The organism is Mucilaginibacter sp. PPCGB 2223, from assembly GCF_001705515.1.
Lineage (GTDB): Bacteria > Bacteroidota > Bacteroidia > Sphingobacteriales > Sphingobacteriaceae > Mucilaginibacter.
In genome coordinates, this window is the sequence record NZ_MDJS01000002.1 from 476,048 (window position 1) to 496,360 (window position 20,313).

Genomic DNA, 20,313 nt, shown 5'->3' on the forward strand with positions numbered 1-20,313 from the left:
TTTAGCCAACCTGCGTCACATTTTTCTTTAGTTCGGCCTCTAAATTTTGTAATTCGGAGTTTAAAGTCTTGCGGTTTTGCGCGCCTTCTTCGTGTATGCGTTTCACTTCGTTCAGCGTATCGATCAGCGATGCCGTTGTTTTTTTCAATGTTTCTAACGATACCACGGTCTTTTCACCTTCGCGCGCCACGTCTATACTGTTCTGTTTCAGCATGTCGGCGTTCTTTTGCAGGATGGTGTTGGTGGTGTCGGATATCTTTTTCTGCATCTCTACATTGGCTTTTTGCCTTTGCAGGGCCACGGCAATAGTGAGCTGGTTTTTCCAAACCGGGATGGTTGTCGAGATAATGGACTGTGCCTTATCGGCGATGGAGGTGTTGTTGTTTTGTACCACGCGTATCTGCGCCAACGATTGCATCATGATAAAGCGAACCACTTTCAGGTCGGCCAGGCGTTTATCCAAACGGGTTACAAACTCGCGCATATCGGCAATTTCGTAATCGTTGTAATCGGCAGGTCGGCCTTCCATTTCGGCCAGTTTAATGCTCAGCTCGTTGTATTTTAACTGGCCCGCAATGATCAGGTCTTCCATCTGGTGGATATAATCCACATTGCTGTCGAACATGGTTTGCAGCGAACTGTTATCCTTGATGGAGTTTAAACGGCCGGCTTTGATCTTGTTGGTGATCTTATCGATGTTATCCACCACGGTATCATACTTGGCGAACAGTTTTTTGGCATCCATTACCAGGCCTTTCAGGAAAGGCACCTTCATTAAAAAACCTTTCAGGCCGCTCTGGTTCAGCTCATCAACATCGATATAGTTCAGTTCGGTTAGCAATTCGGTGATTAAGCCGCCAACTTCGCCCGAATTATAGGTGCGTACCGAAGTTAAAAACTGGTTACTGTATTTTTCCATCGAACCCTGTACCTCGGAGCCGAAGTTTAAAACCGAGTTAACGTCGTGCGGGTCGAGGCTTTTGCTAATCTCGCCGTATTTTTTCTGATCTGCGGCGGTAACTACCGCGGTGTTCACGTTGCCGTCCTTATCTACTTTGAGTGTGGATGGCAGGTTAACCGTTAGTTCGGGTATATCGTTAACAACGGCAGGCGTTTCGGCTGTTACCGGCACCGTCGGAACCGGAGTCGGCTCTGGAGCCGGAGCCGGTGTTTCGCCGGTTGGGTTGGTGTTTGTATTTTCGGGTGTTGTTTCCATTGCAGACAATTTTTTGGTTTTGATTTTTTGACTGATAAAACAACAGTAAGTTACAAACCTGCCGTTTTACCGTGATTAAAATTAGCGATAAATAACTTTAGTTGTACTTTTTTAAATAATCGGCCAGGCCGCCTTTCATGCCTGCGCCGATGGCCTCAAACTTCCATTTGTCGTCTTTTTTGTAGATGCGGCCAAACTCTACCGCAGTCTCTATCGAAAAATCCTCGTCGAGTTCATATTTCAACAATTCTTCGTTGGTAACACCATCAAAAATGCGGATGAACGAGTTGCGCACCTGCCCGAAATTCTGGCGTCGGGCATCAGCCTCGTGTATGGTTACCACCACATTAATTTCGCTCACGCGCGAATCTATTTTCGACAGGTCGACCCTGATCTGCTCGTCATCGCCGTCGCCTTCGCCGGTCAGGTTGTCGCCGGTATGCTCCACCGCGCCGTCCGGCGATTTGAGGTTATTGTAAAACACAAAGTACTCATCGGCCAGTATTTTTTTGTTATCACCAACGATAAATACCGAGGCATCCAGGTCGAAATCGGCGCCTGTTGATGAGGTATTGGTATCCCAGCCTAAACCTATGGTAAATTTGGGCGCGTTAATGGCCTCGCGTTGCCCTTTTTGCAGATTGATTGCCATGTTATGCTAATATTTTGTTATCGGTAAATAAATAATATTTAATGTAGTTGAGGTTAGGCTGGTAGCTCTCCATGGTATGGTAGCTGTTGCCTAAAGCCATATTATAAAGTTCGGTAATAAAGGCTTTGTTTTGGTTATTTAAAAACACCGTAAAACTATCGTGATCGTAGTTTAAAATGTATTTGACGATGCGGGTGTTAATGCAAAAGCTGTCGCTATTGATGATGGGCTCCAGGTCGAAAATCGATTTTACCTCGTAATAATTGAGGTAGTTTTCGATATTGGGATGGATGTCGGCATTAGCCAGCTCGGCAAAGTACAGCATGTGGATATCGTTGTGCAGGTTGTACTGCGTTATCATTTTCTGTATCATGCGCTCGTGGCTGCCGGTTATTTTGATATCGTCTAAAAATAGCAGCGTTTTGCCTTTCAAAAATTCGGCATCGATGTGGAACGAGTCGTTGCCGATCAGGTTCATGCGCTGCTCGGCATTCAGCTCGCCGTAATCTTCCTTGTAGGTGATCGTGCGGTGAACCTTGGTTTCCTGCACAACGGGTAAGCCATACCCCGCGAGGTAGTGGTTGAGCCTGTAAACAAAAGCGTTCTTCATGGCGAAGGTTGCCGTCGGGATAAACGAGTACGGGCTCGATATCACTACAGTCTGATTATGGATTGGATTTTCGGCCAGTACATCGCTGATAAAACCCTCGGCCAGCGCAGTGCCGAACCGTGCCGAAACTTCGCCATCGCCAAATTTAAAGCGGCTGTAATGGCCGGCATCAAAACCAAAGCTGGTGCTGTTGCTTATTTTATGTAACGAATAAATGTTGTGCAGCATCGTAGATTAGTTTTTTGATAGCTATATCGTTCGAATTAACCAGCAGGCTGTTAATGCCTACCGACTGTGCGCCTTCGATATCGGCCCGGGGGTTATCGCCGATATGGATGATCTGATCTAAAGGTACATATCTTAACGCTGAAATTTCATCCAGCATCAGCCTAAAAAATGCTTTGTTGGGTTTTGACAGACCGGCCTCGTCCGAATACAACTGAAAATCGAAATACCGGCCGATGCCTAACTCATTTAAAACCTTGCACAGCGTACTGCCTTTGATAAAGCCGGTATTGCTTAAAATGCTCATGGTGCAGCCAGTTTGTTTTAATTGCGATAGCACCGGCGCCGTATCATCGCTGTAAAGCAAAGGCATATACTTAAACAGCAAAGCCTCCATATCGGCAAACAAAACCGGCAGGCCGATATCCGTTAAAGCTATCTGCCCGTCGTTAATGAGGCTGATCGCCATCAGGTACAGCTCGTCGGCACCGATATTTTTGCCGGTGGCCTCGTTGATGCTGTTGCCCAGCTGGTCGACCTGGCGGAATATCCGTTCCACCTCCTCCAGCGGCTTGTGCAGGCTGTTGTAGTGCTGATGAAAATACGAGGCCCGTTGCTGCTTGAACAGCGGGTTTGATCTGATCAGCGTTAACCACAGATCGAACGAATAATGTTGGTAGGCGGGCATGTTTGTTTGCTTTTATTCGTAATCAGATACCGTTTTTATAAGATCGAACCCCGTTAACCGGTTTTTTCAATTCCCTCCCTTGGGAGGGGTGTATTGGCCTGTGATTTGGCAGGGAGGGGTATCATACGCTTTGCACATTACATAAACCCCTCCCTGCACCCTCCCGGGGGAGGGAATCGCACATTGCCCTCGCTTTTGATTTAACCTAAATCAATTACGTATACTGTTTCAGTATCTCAACAAAGTTATCGGTTGGGTGCGGCTCGCCCAGGGCGCGGAACTTCCAGGTGCCGTCGCGGCGGTAAACCTCGGCAAAGGTCATGGCGCACATCCCGTTAAAGGTGGCATCGCCCGACAGGCTGAAGCGCGCTATCTCGCGCCCGCGGGCATCCACCGCGCGGATAAAGGCGTTCTCGACCATGCCGAAATGCTGGTGGTTTTGCCTGCCCTGGTAAATAGCTACCACGAATACGATGCGGTCGAACTGCGGTTCGAGGCTGTCGAGCTTGACGATGATCTGTTCATCGTCGCCGTCGCCGGCACCGGTGCGGTTATCGCCCGTTAGCCAGATGTGGCCCGACGGGTGTATCATCGAGTTAAAATAGACCACGTCGCCCTCGTACATATTGATGTGGCGGCCGCCTTTATCAATTGCCCGGCCCATGTTGGCCACTTTGCCGCTGCTGTTGAGCAGAAAGGCTATCGCGTCCAGGTCGTACTCATCGCTTTCGCCGCCGCCGAACAGTTTTCCCAGCAGGCCGCCGCTTTTTTGCCGAACGTCCCAACCGAGGCCGATAGTTACCTGCGACAGGTCGAAAGTGTCGCCTTTATCATTTTTTCTCAGGTCGATGGTTTGACCCTTTACCAGATTGATTGCCATATTTTTAGGTTTATTTAATGATCTGCCCTTTGTAATATTTGGATAAAAAGAAAGCCAGGTCCTCTCGGTAGCCAATACCCGATGCCTCGAACTTCCACTGCCCGTTATGTTTGTACAGGCGACCGAACTCGACCGCCGTTTCGATAGAGAAATCTTCACCCAGCTCGTATTTGGCAATCTCGCGGCCGGTTACATCGTCGACGATGCGGATATACGAATCGCGCACCTGCCCGTAATTTTGCCTGCGCGCCAGCGCCTCGTGTATGGTCACCACGAATAAGATCTCGCCGATGCGCGGGTCGACTTTAGCCAGGTCGACCGATATCGTCTCATCGTCGCCGCCGTCGCTGTTGCCGCCTGTCGGGTCGTCGCCGCTGTGGTGCAGGGCGCGGTCGGGCGAGTCGGTATTACCATAAAAAATAAAGAATTCCTCCTGTGGGATCAACCTGTTCTGGTCGATCATGAACGCCGAGGCATCCAGGTCAAAATCGTACCCGGTGCCTTCGTGGGGGTTCCAGCCCAAACCCACACTTATTTTCGACAGGCCGATATCAATGCGCTGCCCTTTCTGAAGATTTATAGCCATTGTTTTAGTAAATGCTTATTATAAAATTTAGAGTAATGTTACGCTAAAATATTACATGTTGGGTGAAATTTTGGAATTCGGATGTGGGAATTCGGATTTAGTTGATTTTGATTGGGATGTGGTGATTGGAAGGTTGTAAAGTTTGAATGTTGAAAGCTTAGGATTGTTTTGTTTACTTACCGGCGCAAGTTTAAGGGCTGGTGGTGCGGTGGCTTAACTTGTGCCTGAAATGGTTGCAAAGGCGCTTGCGATAGCATCTGGGTTCCCGCTCGCCGCCGCGGGAGGGCTCTTACTTTTTTCTTGATAAAAAAGTAACAAAAACCGAGCGCGAGCGAGCTCATGAACACCGATAAAAAAATAAACACATCGTGAATAAATCAAGAGAATACGATCCTTCGGCGCGCAAGGCCATACTCCCGGCCCGGCGTATTCTCGGGCCTGCGCTCCAGTTGAATATTATTTATGGGTTAACGTTGGCTGAGCGGACCTGCATAGTTTACCACAAGCGGCACGCTTGCGGTAGCGGGGAGACGCTTGTGGTAGCGCGGAGCTTGCGGTAGTAAGTGGTTAATCATCATCCTCTATTTTTTCAATGGCATTGTTTATCCGTTCATTTTCTTTATTCAAAATTGACTTTGATTTCTTGTTCATTTTATTAGCAATCATAGCTAAACCAGGTATTTTTTCAAGTTTTTCAAATGCTTTGCTAAGCTGAACGCTTTTGTCCAATGCATCCATCAAAGGGTGATCTGATTTATTGTAATCAGATATGAGTTTTCCTGGATTTTCAGAACTAACTTCCAAAATATTATATAAGAGCTTATTTCGTAAATCGGTTGAAACTTTTTGATCGGATATGTTGTCAATCTGAGTGGACAATCCCTCAAATGTTTTACTTAATACTTCCTTGTGGCTGTATTCTTCACTGAGTCGTTTGGATAAGTTCATCTTTCGATTTGATGAATAGGCAACCCATAACACAGGAATGTATAACGGTAAAATTGAAAGCACTAACCTTGGCATATCCAAAAGGACTTTATCAAAAGGTTTTTCTTTGACTAATGAAACTATACTTATAATAAAAGGTATAAGTGAGACAAATACTAAACCCCAAATCGCTCCAATGAAAGCTCTATTAAGAATCGTATATTCTTTGATTTCAGCATCCTTTTTTTCCGAATAAGCAGAGCTCAAGCCAGCAGTTAATGCATTTGGTAATAAAGCTTCAATTTTATTGGCTAATAATGTGTATTTTAAATCCCAACCACTAGCTTGGGTGGCATAGGTCATTTTAATGTCGGTTAATATATTTTGATAGTCGGTAGTGGTTTTGGTTTTGATTTCTTCAACTGTATCCACTGCTGTTCTTATCTGCTCATTTAACTCGTTATAGGCACTTTCCAATTCATCCTTTAAGCCCTTTACTTCTGTTTTAGAATTTTCTTCAGTTGTCGTATATCCAAATATATCGTAGTAGATTTGATCTATTTCCTTTTTTCTTGTTAATAATGATCTATGTAATGTCTCTATTTTCGCTGATGTATCGTCACCATCTGTTAGAAGATCTTGAAGTTTTTTAACTTTCTCAGTTAATTCATCAAAATCTTCAAAGACTTCTTCTAATTCCTCAATATTTCCAGTGATTCCAGTTTTACTTATTTCAATTTCGTTAAGTATGGTTTTTATCCTTTGATTATTTTCTATTGCTTCCGTTGTCTCAGTATTAATTTTTTCGCTTAAAGATGATATGGAAGCTGAAATTTGGTTGATTTCATTTGTTTTTTCTTCAACTTCGCTTAAATATTGAGATATAGTATTTTTCGATTCTTCACTTTTGTTTCTATATTCAGAGGCTTTTCTTGAAGCTTGTTTAGATTCATTAACATAATCCTCGGGTATTTTTGATATTTCATAATCTATTCGGCTATGTAGTTCATTCTCAATTGTATTTACCTTGTGCCAGAGTTTTTTTCTTTCCTCGTCAAGATATTCATAATCTGATTTTCCCATGGAGTTTAAAGTTTAGGTTAATAATAGTTAGGGTGAATTGTAAATATATAAATAATTAAAATTGTAATATTGTAACCTTCCTGATAATACTACTACATTAAAGAGTAAGCAATACGCTTACTCCATCTTAAGCACCCTTCTGGCGCAAGTATGCAGCGCAGGCAAATGAGCGCAGTGTACTTGTGCCTTCAATAATCTTTAGGCACAAGTTAACCCGCCGCACCACCAGCCTTCAAATTTGCGCGGCAAAAGTTGTTGGTGACAACACCAACAACGTGCAGGATAAAACAGGCATCTGTGAGGTAACCCACAAATAATATTTAACTGGAGCGTGGGGCCGAGAATACGCCGGGCCGGGAGTTGGCCTTGCGCGCCGAAGGATCGTATTCTCTTGATTTTTGGATACTTTTTATCAAGAAAAAGTATCGAGCCCTCCCGCGGCGGCGAGCGGGGCCGATAAGCCATCGCAAGCGCCCCTGCACCCATTTCAGCCACAAGTTAATCCCTGTCCGGCAGGCAGGCACCGCACCCTGGTTCGACAGGCTCACCATGACAGCCAGCCCTTAAACTTGCGCCGGTAAAAAATGGCCGTTTGAGACTTTGCACAAGTAGACTTGTCCTGAGAGATTGCTTCGTCCCCCGCAATGACATAGTGGCGATGGTTGGTTTGTTTTGTAATAAATTAATCTTGTTAATTTCCACAATTTTCCGTATATTTAAGATTTTACATTACTATAGTAATAATCAAACTTAAATAGACCAACCCGATGAACACAGACGAAACAAACGAACTTTATGGCAAACTCACGCACCAGCAGCAGCGCTTTTGCGATGAGTACCTGACCCATTTTAATGCTTTTAAGGCTGCCATCAACAGCGGCTACAGCGAGAACACGAGCCGCAAAGGAGCACTTTTGCATGTGCCTAAAATTCAGCATTATTTAAAAGAGGCGATGAACCGGCGCAGCCGGCGGCTGGAAATTACGCATGATATGATCCTGCGGGAACTATCAAAGATAGCCTTCAGCAATATGGGCAATTATTACGACGAATATGCCTGCCTGAAACGGATGAACGAACTGACCGTTGACGAGAAAGCAGCCATTGCCAGTTATGATATTGTGGAGATACAGGACGGCGAGGGTTACCGGGTGGGGATGCAGAGCAAGATCAAGCTGCATAACAAGATGAGCGCGCTGGATAAGATAGCGCGGCATTTGGATTTTTATGGAACGGTGGGGGTGAAGAAGTATCAGGTAGCGGGTATCAAGTATCAAGATGAGGAAAGTCCGATGTCCGAAAGTCCGGAAGTCGGAAAGACGGAAGAAGTAGCAGCAACTGCAGTTGTTGACCGGAGCCTGGATAACTTGCCGATGGATTACCCGGAGGAGGATTTTGAGCTGGAGGGGATAGAGCTGAAGACGCTGATGGCGCTGGAGGGGGTGGATGTTAGCCCGGGTGCCCGGGAGTATCAAGTAGCAAGTATCGAGTATCAAGATGGGGGTGAGCAAGAAGGCGGAAGCATGAAGCGAGAAGCTTTTTTGAAGGATGGAACTGAAAACATCGAAAATATGCTTACAATTTCCCCCCTGGCTGGAAGAAGTCCGGAAGTCGGAAAGTCGGGAAAGACCGAAAGTAAAAAGCATCTTGCGGACTTTCGGACACCGGACTTTCGGACTGAAACTGCGTTAGGGATGGCAGCGGATACCGGCCCCGTGGCTAAGGCCTCCCGATGGGTATCGGGACAGGTCGTGCAGTATGAGCGGACAGCCCGGGCCGCAGGCAACGCCCTTTAAAAAGTCAAAAGGAAAAATTCAAAATTCAAAAATGACTTGCAAACATCTCTGCCTGTGAGGTGCCAAAACAAGTTCGGCATGACTTCAAAAAGAAGAAATCAAAAAAAATAAATTCGAAATTGAACGTTCGAAATTAAGCCTACTTCTTCCCCTTGCCATCCAAATTATAGCCCAGGCTAAACCTCAAAGTATTGGATAAAGCATTGTATTGGGTTTGCGAGAAGAGGTACGAAAAATCGATCGCGATGTTGTTGTAGCGGAAGCCTGCGCCCAGGGTAAAAAACTGGCGGTTGCCTTTGTTGGGGTTTTCGTAAAAATACCCCCCGCGCAAGGCAAACTGGTTATGGAACCACAGTTCGGCGCCGGTTGAGTAGGTGATCTCCTGCATTTCTTCGCTCATACCGCCGGGGGCATCGCTGAAAGAGCCGAAGATGCCCGATACCACCGAGCGGTTATCATCCGTACCGCTGACGATCTTGCCGTTGGCATCGCGCAGGGGCGGGGTAGGTACCAAAAGCTTGTTCAGATCGAGCGCCAGGGTGAGTTTGGTATCATCGTTAAATATCCAGGTGTTGGCGGCGCCTATTTTGAGGTTGGCAGGTAAAAAATACTGCTGCCCGTTGGTTACATAACTCACTTTGGGGCCAATGTTGCTGATGTTGACACCGTAGGCAAAAACAGCGTCGCCGCCAAACTCGCGCACATCGTGTGTCGAAAACATCGATACATCGGCAGCTATTGCATTCACGGCATTGTATTGCTGGGCGCCGGTAGCTATGCCCTGCGAAAGGTTGGAATGAATATAGCGCAAAGCCAGGCCCAATGATAAGTTCGGGCTGAATTTACGGGCCAGCGACACATCAAAAGCAAATTCGGTAGGTTTTGATGTACCCAGCGAGTTTTGGTTATCATCATACAGGCTCAGCGTACCCAGGTTAAAGTAACGCAGCGATGCACCGATGGTGTTGCGGTCGTCGAGCTTTTGCGAAAAATTGAGGTTGGCGAGGCTAACGTCCGACACGAGGTTACGCAGCCAGGGGCTGTATGACAGCGAGAAATTTGTTTCTTTCTCCAAAAAAGCAAGCTTCGAGGCGTTCCAGTATTGCGAGTTCGCATCGGGCGAAAGCGCCACACCGGCATCGCCCATGGCACCGGAGCGCGCATCGGGCGAGATATTTAAAAACGGTAAAGCTGTATTGATGGGTTGTGAGCTGCTTTGCGCCAAGGCCATCGTCGAAAAACCTGAGCATATAATTAATGCATAAATGTATCTCATGATGCGGGGTATTGGGGTTTCCATCAATATTTACCGGCTTGCAATAAACTACCGAAAGTTAAATATAACTACTAAAATATGTAAGTCCCAAAAAAATATTTACCGCGGATGTATATTGTGCGGTACCGGCAAACGAAAATGTCCAAAAACTGTTATAAACACATTATCTTTAAGCTATGAATAAGGAAGCTTTGAACGATACCGCCCTGAAGCTAATGGCCGGTAATAAGGGCCTGCTGGCTATGGATGAGAGCATACCTACGGCCAATAAACGTTTTGCCGAAGCCGGTATACCGCAAACCGTCGAATACCGGCGTAAATATCGCGAGCTGATTGTAACAACACCCGGCTTGGGCGAGCACATCAGCGGCGCTATTTTGTTCGACGAAACTATCCGCCAGGCAACAGCCGATGGCACACCGTTTTTAGATATCTTACATCAACAGGGGATAATTCCGGGGATCAAACTCGACGAAGGGGCTAAGGATATGGCCGCTTTTCCGGGCGAAAAAATAACCGAAGGACTGGATGGCCTGCGCGAACGTTTAGCCGCTTATGTCAAAGCCGGGTTGAAATTTGCTAAATGGCGCGCGGTAATTACCATTGGCGATGGCCTGCCTACCGAAGGGAATATCTACACAAACGCTTATACCCTTGCACGTTATGCTGCGCTTTGCCAGGAGGCAGGATTGGTGCCGATCGTCGAGCCCGAAGTACTGATGGATGGCGATAATACGATTGAGCGTTGTTTTGAGGTAACCCAAAGGGTACTGCACATTGTTTTTGAGGTGCTCGTTAAACAGCGCATATGCCTGGAAGGGATGATACTTAAACCCAACATGGTTTTACCGGGGCTAAGGTCGGCACAACAGGTTGATGCCGGCAGGGTAGCTTACGAAACCATCAAATGCCTGCTGCGCTGCGTACCGGCCGCCGTGCCTGGTATCGCATTTTTATCGGGCGGGCAATCAGAAACCGATGCGACGGCACACCTGAATGCCATGCATGTAAAATACCACGATAATTTACCCTGGGCCCTGACGTTCTCTTTTGCAAGGGCCATACAGCAGCCAGCCATGGATTACTGGAAAGGTAAAGACGAAAATGTAGCCGGAGCCCAAAGGCTGCTTTACCATCGTGCAAAGCTCAATACCATAGCCCGGGCAGCAAAATACAGCACATTGTTAGAACAATCGCCTGCCTGAAAAAAATTTCGTTTTTGTTAAAACGAAACTCCTGCTCTGTCATTTTTTTATATTTTAGTGGGCAGGTTAACTGGCCGGCCTTTAAACCTACCTATGGGGAACTTTTGATTTGATCAATTGAAAGTGGATATGTTAAATAACGAGCGGGGGTTAAAAACTAAAACTGTAAGTATACAGAGCCTGTACGAAAGCTACGGCGCTATGCTTTTAGGTTATATTATTGCTATTGTTAAGGATAAGGAACTGGCCGAAAACTATCTTGTGAAAGTGTTCGGTTGTATTGCTGCCCGGTTTGCTCACATCGAATGGGACGAAAGCAGTGCATGGCACCAGTTACGGCGTTTGGCCAGTCAAGAGTTATCTGCCTTTACCGATACGGTAAAGGCATGCGGATACTACGGCGGACAGCCGGATGCGACGTTAACCGGCAACAAATATGTTAGCCGCATGACTGATGAACAGCGACAGGTTTTCTGCAATATTTATTATCACCAGTATACCGTGGCACAACTGGCGCTCGGTCTCGATAAAACCGAAGCTGCAGTTAACAAGATTTTAAAGGAAGCATTTACTATTATAAAGCAATCGCATGAATATTAAGGAATACATAGATAGCGGTATTCTCGAATCGTATGTGCTGGGCTCGGCTTCGGAAGAAGAGGCCCTCGAATTGCTGCGTTTAAAAAAACAATATCCCGAGATACAGCGAGCCTTAAACGAGCTTGAAATTGATATGCAACGCATTGCCGAACACATGGCTGTTGCTCCGCCGCCCGGTATGTGGAACCGTATTGAGAATAGCATAAACGAGCTCATCACCACGCCCGAAATTGAAACCTTGCAACTCAACGGCCGCCGCTATGAACGGCAGGCACAACAGGGCAGCGGCCAGCAATATATCGATATCGAAGCCGAAAGCACCCATATACGCGTGCATAAAAACTGGAGATGGATTTTTGCGGCCGTATTTATTTTAGGTAAGATATTTTTGGCCTGCGCCATTTATTTTTATTTAGAGAACCGCCAGGCACAGCAGCAGATACTGGAGCTGAAAACTGAGTTGAAACAGCCGGTACAGCCTTGATTTATGATATGGTTTTATAGAAACGTCACATGTTTTACTGTATACTTGTATATGTTAAAATTTCTGTAAATTATTAACTTAACTATACTGATAACTGTTTGAAAAAATATTTACTTTTCTGTCTGTTATACCTGATAACATTATTGGCTGTAGCGCAGGCGCCGTTGGTGACTTCGTTTAGTCCGGCAAGCGGACCGGTAGGCACCATGGTAACTATCAGCGGCTTTTATTTCAACCCTTCTGCTTCTGCGAATATTGTTTCTTTTGGCGGAGTGCGGGCTACCGTTTCAGCTGCATCTCCAACATCGTTAACCATCACTGTACCCCCAGGCGGCACTTATCAACCTATAGCGGTTTTAAATACCGCCAATGGTTTATCTGGCAATTCGGTAAGGCCGTTTATTGTTACTGCGGATAACAAAGGGAATTTTACCAGTTCTGATCTCGAGGCTAAAGTAGATTTTAATACGGGTGTAGTGCCTCAGCCTATATGCATGAGTGATCTGGACGGTGACGGCAAATTGGATGTTGCCGTTTTAAACACTAACTACACAAGCAATAGTATATCGCTTTTTCGCAATACTTCAACCAGAAATGTGCCATTTAGCACATCATCATTTGCAACCAGGGTTGATATTGCTACCAACAATAATCCAAGTTTATTAATGGTGCAAGATATAGATGGCGATGGCAGGCCCGATCTGATAGCCGCAGCCGGCGGCACCGTTTCCATCTACCATAACAATGCCACCGCGGGAGTTATAAATGCTTCTTCTTTCGCGCCTAAAGTTGATTTCACGATATTAACATCTTCGTTTTCCGATGTACATATAGCCGATATCGACGGTGATGGAAAACCCGATATCCTGGTAACCGATAACGCTGGAACCACGCTATCCATTTTGTTAAATAAAACTACAACAGGCAGCATTAACTCAAATTCGTTTGCTGCCAAAGTTGATATTCCGATTGCATGTTATCGATTTGCCGTAGCCGATTTGGATAATGACGGCAAGCTTGACATTGCCGGAATCAACACCCCACAGAATACTGTATCTGTATTGCATAACATTATGACGGTCACAGGCTCTGTAAGTGCAGCATCTTTTGGCACCAAGGTTGATTTTGCAACAAGCAAGAGTCCAAGTTCAATTATTGCTGCCGATGTAACGGGTGACGGTAAGCTTGATCTGATAGTAGGTTATTATTTAAACAATGCGATTTGTATTTTACAGAACTCCACCAACGGCGGCGTAATTAACAGCAGTTCGTTTGGTGCAGAAGTTGATTTTACTACAGGTAAATCGCCAAATTTTATCACTGTCAATGATATCGATGGTGACGGACAGGTGGATATTGTTGTATCAAATTTTACCGATAATACGATATCGTTGTTTCACAATGTTTACACCGGCGGAGCAATAACCTCTTCATCTTTCTCTCCAAAGGTCGATCTGGCTACAGGCCTTGGGCCATCTGGAACAGTAACAGGTGATATAGATGGCGACGGCAGGCCTGAAATTGCTGTATGTAGCGGTGCCTCGTTTTCATTATATCGTAACAACCCAACAAACCCGCCGGTCATCAGTGCGGTCTCACCGTGGAGCGGCCCCGTCGGTTCAACGGTTACTATCACCGGTTTAAACTTTAATAAAGATGCCGTTGGCAACAACATAGTATATTTCGGCGCTACACGCGCTACAGTAATATCGGCAACAAATACACAACTGGCGGTTACAGTTCCTCCCGGTTCAACATATCAACCAATATCCGTTTTAAATTCAGAAACCCGGCGTACAGGCTTTTCAATTAAGCCATTTAATGTAACCTACCCGAACAATTCGGTTATCAAAACGATCGACTTTGCTACACCTGGCAATGCATATACCACAACAGCATCGCAAACGGGTATTGAACTTGCAGATATTGATGGTGACGGTAAACCCGACATGATAACAGCCGACCTGAGTACTAAAAATATTGGCGTATGGTTGAATACCGGGTCGGTGAATCAGCAGCTTACGGGCCAATTTGCGGGTGTAGTATTTTTTGACGGAGGCGACGCTATAGACATGTTTAAAATTGCAGATCTGGATGGTGACGGCAAACCGGATATAGCCACTATAAACAGCAAAACCCAAATACTATCAATACTGCATAATATTTCGACTCCAGGTCATGTAGCTTTTGATAAACGGATAGACTTTACGGTATATGCCAATCTTTTATACACCGAGATAGCTTTGGCGGATATTAACATGGATGGTAAACCCGATGTTATATTATCGGGCGGTAATGCAGGATATATCTCGGTCCATCGCAATACATCAACTTCCGGCGCCATTTCATTTGCACAACCGGTTATTCTGAATAATTATCTATCGTCAACCGCAGGCACGCAGATCGGCGATATTGATGGCGATGGCAAACCGGATATTGTGACCTATGGCGCGGCGGTGTTTCGAAACACATCTACTAACACTTCGATAAGTTTTGACGCGCCGGTAAGCTTAACAAATTTAAGCTGGTCGGTTAAATTGGCCGATCTTGATGGCGACGGCAAACTTGATATCATACTGCCATCGAATGGAAATACCGGGGTTGGCATACTTAGAAACACAGCAGTACCGGGTGCTATCTCGGCGGCCTCTTTTGCTGCGCTTGTTACGCTCGATGCACATAGCGACCGCCCAACGGATGTCTATATTGCAGATATGGATGGAGATGGTAAACCCGACATATTTACTATAAACGGCGACCAATACGGACAAAGCACTATAGGTATACTACATAATGCTACAACAAACAGTAACCTTGCATTCGATTATGTTACTGATCTTAATATCCGCTCAACCGCTTACCATATGGCAATCGGAGATATAGATGGCGACGGTTTACCCGATATATTGGTGCCCACAGGATATAATATCCAACCATTTTATTATCGCCCGCTTAATGTCAGCCAAAGTACACCGCCGATTATTACCTCGATTGCGCCAACCCGGGTAGCCATTGGCAGCACAGTTACCATAACCGGAAGCGGGTTTAACCCGCAAGCGCAAAAAAACATTGTTTTATTTGGCGATGTTCAGGCAAAAATAACTTCGGCATCGGCAACTAACTTATCAGTTACTGTGCCGGTTGGAAATAACTACAGTAATTTATCGGTAATAAATACCGATAACGGTCTTGCCGGATATTCATACACTCCGGTAAGTGTTACTTTCAATTCAAAACAGAGCATAGCAGCAACCGATTTTGCTGCACCCGTGATATTAACCCTCGGCGTCAATGCGATTAGAAACAATACCCTGCTGAAAGATATTGACGGTGATGGCAAGCTTGATCTGCTTGTGTTTAGCTACGACGTTATCACCAGTTTAAATTCATTGTTGATATATCGAAATATTTCTACCACGGGCAGCCTGACAACATCATCATTTGCCGCACCTGTTGTGTTTACCGAAGCTGTTTACGGATTATATTATGTAGCGGATATGGATGCTGACGGTAAACCCGACATTATATTTTTCGGTTCGTATAACGGCGGCCAAAACGCATATTATTTTAAAAAGAACATATCAACTGCCGGTAACATTACTTTCGCCAATTACACAGGTACAACAATAACACAATCTATACCGGCAGCAAGTGGTTTTGTTGATATTGACGGCGACGGGTTACCCGACCTTATCGGAGCCAGCGGAGATACCGGTTATCCTTCAAACTCGGCCTGGGTTATGCATAATATTTCCCGCACGCCATTTACTTTTTCGCCTCCTAAAAGTTATCTGGCAGCACCGGCCACCGATGCTCAGAACCACTTAGGCTTAACCGCGCTGGCGGTTGATGATCTGGACGGTGATGGGAAGCCTGATTTTGCCGTTACAAGTCAGAGTGGAAGTGTATCGATACTGAAAAACAAGGCTGTGCCCGGTATAATTGATAATTCATTTGCACCGTGTGTAAATACCTCACTTACTAAGTATATGCTCACAAGTATTACTTCGGGGGATATCGACGGTGACGGCAAACCGGATTTGATTGTATCGGATTTCTCAGACAGCACCCTGTTTATTTTACGCAATACATCAACCACCGCAAACATCAATTTTGCTTCAGCATTTCAATTAAAGGCATTACCCTCTGCTGCGACAATTTTAACAGATATTGATGGAGATGGAAAGCCAGATATAGTTTTAACGGCTTATCAGAGTCTATCTATATTTCGCAATACCAGCACAAGCAGCAACATGTCTTTTTCGCCAATGGTAAATATTACTAATACCGGAGCAGCAGGCACTTCTATAGGCGATCTGGACGGTGATGGCAAGGCCGATCTGGTAACAACTTCTGGTAATAAGATCGCTATTTATCGCTATGCGCCACCGGTTCCGCAGCCACCTGCCATTGCCTCATTCACACCAACTACGGCATCTGCGGGCACTACCATAACTATACGTGGCGCAAACCTGGATAACGCTACGGCGGTATCCTTCGGGGGCACGGCGGCGGCATCATACAATCTGGTATCAACCAGCGTTATTACCGCCGTGGTGGCATCCGGCACAACGGGCAACGTAAGCGTTACAACCTTTGGCGGTACAGGTAATTTGCCCGGTTTCATTTTTGTACCTGTACCAACTATCACCGCCGGTGGTTCAACCACCTTTACGCAAGGGGGCAACGTAGTATTAACCGCCAGCCCGGGTACAGGTTATGCCTACCAATGGTTTAAAGATGGTGTTGCCATAAACGGCGCTACTGCAGCAAGTTATACCGCTACGCAAAGCGGAGCATATACAGTGTCTATTACTTTAAACGGCGTCAACCAAACATCGGCAACTACCATAGTTTCCAGCGTTTTCACCCTCCCGGCCTCCAACTTTAGTTTATCGGCCAACAGTGCCACCTGCCATGGCTCGGCCAACGGTACGATCAGTATTGCAGCAGCACAGAATTTAAATTATACGGCAACCATAACAGGTGGCAGCGTAAACGCGACCTATCCGTTTACTACAAACAAAACCATCAGTAACCTGGCAGCCGGCACCTATAATGTTTGCTTTACGGTAGCCGGGCAAAGTAGCTACCAGCAGTGTTTTACCGTGGTGATCACTGAGCCGAAAGATCTGTCGGTATATGCAGCAGTAAACAATACCATCCAAAGTGTAAACCTTACCCTGGATGGGGGCAATACCTATTTTATTACCCTGAATGGAGTAACGACGACAACCACGAACAGTAACATCAGCCTGGCGTTAAACAAAGGGATAAACGACCTGATGGTGACTACAGATAAACCCTGCCAGGGCACCTATCAAAAGCGTATCGATCTTTCTACCGGCGTATCGGCTTACCCGAACCCGTTCACATCAACGCTGCATGTAAATATTGGCAATGACCAGGTAGCGTCGGCAACGATCGAATTATACAACACTGCCGGATTAAAAGTTTACAGTAAACAATTTAATAACGTATCGGGCGAAGTGGAGATAGCACCGGGCAACCTCATGCCAGGCATCTATATGCTCAAATTATCAACAGATCAGTTGGAGAAAGTATTTAAAGTAGTAAAACAATGAGAAGCAGATCATCATATTAAGCATAGCATCATCAACCCTAAACAAGGCAAGATAACGTATCTCGTACGAATTCCTGATGGTATCCGTATCTTAATTAATTGCTCCTGTCAACATCGTGCGTCATCGTGATCACATCGCGGTACCCTGTAGGCTCAATGCGTATTTTCCCGGTAAACGGATGATCGAGCAAAATAATGATATACATTACCATCCCGATAAAAATACCCAGCATGGCGGTAATCGTCATGTGCAGGCGCACGCTCTCCATATCGATCATCAATGCCGATACCAGTAAAATAAACGCGCCGATGAGTATAGGCACCCATATTTCTATGCTCATGGCCGAGTCGCCATCCAGTTGCCGCAGGCTACGGTAAGTGGCCAGTTCGTTCAACTGTTCAAACATTTCGGCCATCCGTACATCATTGCCTTTTAATTTCTCCATTTTGTAAAACACATCGTTAAAATACAAACGGCCGCTATCGCCCTGCGAGCGCAGGTGCTCCATATCCGGATATTCTTTGTACAGCACATAATTTACATATTTCAGGTAGCTCTTCATCAGTTCGCGCTGGGCAGGGTCGTTATCCGCGTAATAACGGATGTTACGATACAAACCCTTGGCCAGGCTGCCTTCACGGTCGGCATTATTATGTCCTTCTTTCATCGAATCCCAAACAAAAAATACCACAAAGCCGAGCAGCAGGCCATAAAAACCGCCCAGTATGGCGAATGTAAAACCCACGGCTTCGTTATGGGCGCGCTTATACCTGATCCTGATATACTTTCTGAATATGTAAACACCTGCTACACCGATACTGCCAAAGAGCACAAAAATGATAAACAGCAATAAAAACGGTGGTAATTGAAGGATGTAATACATGATGCCGCTAAGGTTTAGGGTTAATATGATAGTTTAAATATATAAAAACAGCAGTTAAAAATGATACGTTCCAAACTTTCAGTTTTTGAGGTTTATTTTTTATTGATATACTTGATCAACAATAAGCCATCGTGAAAACTGATTATGACGCTGTAGTAGTAGGTTCGGGGCCAAATGGGTTGGCGGCAGCCATTTTATTGCAGCAGCATGGCCTGTCGGTTCTGCTGACCGAAGGTAAGGACAGCATCGGCGGCGGTTTACGCTCAGAGCAATTAACTCTACCGGGATATATTCATGATGTTTGTTCGGCTATTCATCCGCTTGCGGCAGCCTCGCCCTTTTTTAAAACACTGCCCCTGCAAAAATTCGGGTTAGAATTTATTTACCCCGCTATAGCTGCGGCGCACCCGTTTGATAATGGCAAAGCAGCCGCGCTCTATCAACCAATAACAGATACTGCGCATACACTTGGCGCCGACGAAGGCGCTTATCGTAAACTGATGCAGCCTATTGTAAACAATTGGCCCGCCATTGCCACTAATGTGCTGGGGCCATTGCGTTTTCCGCAGCACCCGCTAAAAATGGCCAGGTTTGGCCTGGCAGCACTACAACCGGCTACCACATTGTCCGGGCGGTTTAAAACGCCCGAAGCCAAAGGTTTACTGGCGGGCATGGCGGCGCACTGCATGCAGCCTATCAGCAACCCGGCATCATCGGCAGTGGCTTTGGTTTTACTGGCAGCCGGACACCTGAACGGCTGGCCCTTACCTAAAGGGGGTTCGCAACAGATAGCTCATGCGCTTGCAGGCTATTTTATTTCGCTGGGCGGGAAGATCGAAACCGGTACTTATATCCGGTCGATGGGGCAACTGCCATCGGCAAAAGCTGTTTTGTTTGATGTAACACCCCGGCAATTGCTGCAGATAGCCGGGCACCGGTTCTCGAATATTTATAAATGGCAATTGCAGCGTTATCGCTATGGCATGGGCGTGTTCAAGGTCGACTGGGCGCTCGATGGGCCCATCCCGTTCACCGCCGGGCAATGCCGGCATGCCGGTACCGTGCACATCGGCAACGCCATCAACGAAATTGCCGCTTCCGAAAAACAGACGTGGCAGGGCCAACACCCCGAAAAGCCTTTTGTATTGCTGGCACAGCAAAGCTTGTTCGATAACAGCAGGGCGCCGCAGGGCAAACATACTGCCTGGGCCTACTGCCATGTACCGCATGGGTCGGTACGCGACATGACCGACCGGATAGAAAACCAGGTTGAGCGTTTTGCGCCGGGTTTTAAGGACCGTATCCTGGCCCGCCATACCATGAACGCCGCCCAGGTTGAAGCTTATAACCCCAACTATATCGGCGGCGATATCGGCGGCGGAGTTACCGATCTTGGCCAGTTGTTTACCCGCCCGGCTTTACGCTGGTCGCCGTACCGCACATCGGCAAAAGGCATCTATATCTGCTCATCGTCAACGCCGCCGGGCGGCGGCGTGCATGGCATGTGCGGCTATCATTCCGCCCGGCAGGCATTAAGGGATATTTTTAACATCCCGCTAAAAGCTTTATAGGGGCTATCCCGGCTTCGTGTAAAAAGTACACTATTGTCAATTTTAC

Annotated in this window: 15 protein-coding genes; 6 read left to right on the forward strand and 9 right to left on the reverse strand. The window is 46.2% G+C overall.

Features of this window, described 5'->3' with window-relative positions:
• Position 1 precedes the first annotated feature (1 nt).
• The 7 genes from BEL04_RS12555 to BEL04_RS12585 all read right to left on the reverse strand — a co-directional run bounded on the left by BEL04_RS12555 (position 2) and on the right by BEL04_RS12585 (position 6,867).
• Positions 2 to 1,216 (reverse strand): toxic anion resistance protein, encoded by a 1,215-nt coding sequence (locus BEL04_RS12555; RefSeq protein WP_083227911.1) that lies wholly within the window; start codon positions 1,214 to 1,216, stop codon positions 2 to 4.
• A 97-nt stretch (positions 1,217 to 1,313) separates the two neighbouring features.
• The gene (locus BEL04_RS12560) at positions 1,314 to 1,868 is read right to left on the reverse strand and encodes a TerD family protein (RefSeq protein ID WP_066004308.1); all 555 of its coding nucleotides are present in this window, start codon (positions 1,866 to 1,868) and stop codon (positions 1,314 to 1,316) included.
• 1 nt (position 1,869) lies between these two features.
• On the reverse strand, positions 1,870 to 2,706 hold the full coding sequence (locus tag BEL04_RS12565; protein ID WP_066004309.1) for a phosphoribosyltransferase family protein: 837 nt from the start codon (positions 2,704 to 2,706) through the stop codon (positions 1,870 to 1,872).
• Positions 2,678 to 3,391, reverse strand: a complete 714-nt coding sequence (locus BEL04_RS12570) for an HAD family hydrolase (protein ID WP_066004310.1) — start codon at positions 3,389 to 3,391, stop codon at positions 2,678 to 2,680. The genes BEL04_RS12565 and BEL04_RS12570 overlap by 29 nt, the downstream gene beginning before the upstream one ends.
• Positions 3,392 to 3,605: 214 nt before the next feature.
• Positions 3,606 to 4,271: a TerD family protein gene (locus BEL04_RS12575; protein WP_066004311.1), complete on the reverse strand. Its 666-nt coding sequence runs from the start codon at positions 4,269 to 4,271 to the stop codon at positions 3,606 to 3,608.
• Positions 4,272 to 4,281: 10 nt separating this feature from the next.
• Positions 4,282 to 4,857, reverse strand: coding sequence for a TerD family protein (locus BEL04_RS12580; RefSeq protein ID WP_066004312.1), 576 nt, complete (start codon positions 4,855 to 4,857; stop codon positions 4,282 to 4,284).
• 567 nt (positions 4,858 to 5,424) lie between these two features.
• A complete protein-coding gene (locus tag BEL04_RS12585; RefSeq protein WP_066004313.1) occupies positions 5,425 to 6,867 on the reverse strand; it encodes a hypothetical protein in 1,443 nt (480 codons plus the stop codon).
• A 767-nt stretch (positions 6,868 to 7,634) separates the two neighbouring features.
• Between BEL04_RS12585 and BEL04_RS12590 the strand changes: the two genes are divergently transcribed.
• Positions 7,635 to 8,663 (forward strand): terminase small subunit, encoded by a 1,029-nt coding sequence (locus BEL04_RS12590; protein ID WP_066004314.1) that lies wholly within the window; start codon positions 7,635 to 7,637, stop codon positions 8,661 to 8,663.
• Positions 8,664 to 8,802: 139 nt separating this feature from the next.
• Here BEL04_RS12590 and porV read toward each other — a convergent pair whose 3' ends face one another.
• Complete coding sequence (gene porV, locus BEL04_RS12595; protein WP_254659572.1) at positions 8,803 to 9,939, reverse strand: type IX secretion system outer membrane channel protein PorV; 1,137 nt, start codon at positions 9,937 to 9,939, stop codon at positions 8,803 to 8,805.
• A gap of 176 nt (positions 9,940 to 10,115) precedes the next feature.
• Here porV and BEL04_RS12600 point away from each other — a divergent pair, with 176 nt between their 5' ends.
• The 4 genes from BEL04_RS12600 to BEL04_RS12615 all read left to right on the forward strand — a co-directional run bounded on the left by BEL04_RS12600 (position 10,116) and on the right by BEL04_RS12615 (position 17,813).
• Positions 10,116 to 11,144, forward strand: a complete 1,029-nt coding sequence (locus BEL04_RS12600) for a class I fructose-bisphosphate aldolase (RefSeq protein WP_066004321.1) — start codon at positions 10,116 to 10,118, stop codon at positions 11,142 to 11,144.
• A gap of 129 nt (positions 11,145 to 11,273) precedes the next feature.
• A complete protein-coding gene (locus BEL04_RS12605; protein ID WP_066004324.1) occupies positions 11,274 to 11,744 on the forward strand; it encodes a sigma factor-like helix-turn-helix DNA-binding protein in 471 nt (156 codons plus the stop codon).
• Positions 11,734 to 12,228, forward strand: coding sequence for a hypothetical protein (locus BEL04_RS12610; RefSeq protein ID WP_066004326.1), 495 nt, complete (start codon positions 11,734 to 11,736; stop codon positions 12,226 to 12,228). The genes BEL04_RS12605 and BEL04_RS12610 overlap by 11 nt, the downstream gene beginning before the upstream one ends.
• 98 nt (positions 12,229 to 12,326) lie before the next feature.
• Positions 12,327 to 17,813 (forward strand): FG-GAP-like repeat-containing protein, encoded by a 5,487-nt coding sequence (locus BEL04_RS12615; protein WP_139113029.1) that lies wholly within the window; start codon positions 12,327 to 12,329, stop codon positions 17,811 to 17,813.
• Positions 17,814 to 17,907: 94 nt separating this feature from the next.
• Here BEL04_RS12615 and BEL04_RS12620 read toward each other — a convergent pair whose 3' ends face one another.
• Positions 17,908 to 18,696 carry a DUF4239 domain-containing protein gene (locus BEL04_RS12620; protein ID WP_066004332.1) on the reverse strand — a complete coding sequence of 263 codons (789 nt, stop codon included), beginning with the start codon at positions 18,694 to 18,696 and terminating at the stop codon, positions 17,908 to 17,910.
• Between the two features lie 128 nt (positions 18,697 to 18,824).
• On the opposite strand from BEL04_RS12620, the gene BEL04_RS12625 reads away from it, so the two are divergent.
• On the forward strand, positions 18,825 to 20,267 hold the full coding sequence (locus tag BEL04_RS12625; protein WP_066004333.1) for an NAD(P)/FAD-dependent oxidoreductase: 1,443 nt from the start codon (positions 18,825 to 18,827) through the stop codon (positions 20,265 to 20,267).
• The last annotated feature ends 46 nt before the right edge of the window (positions 20,268 to 20,313 follow it).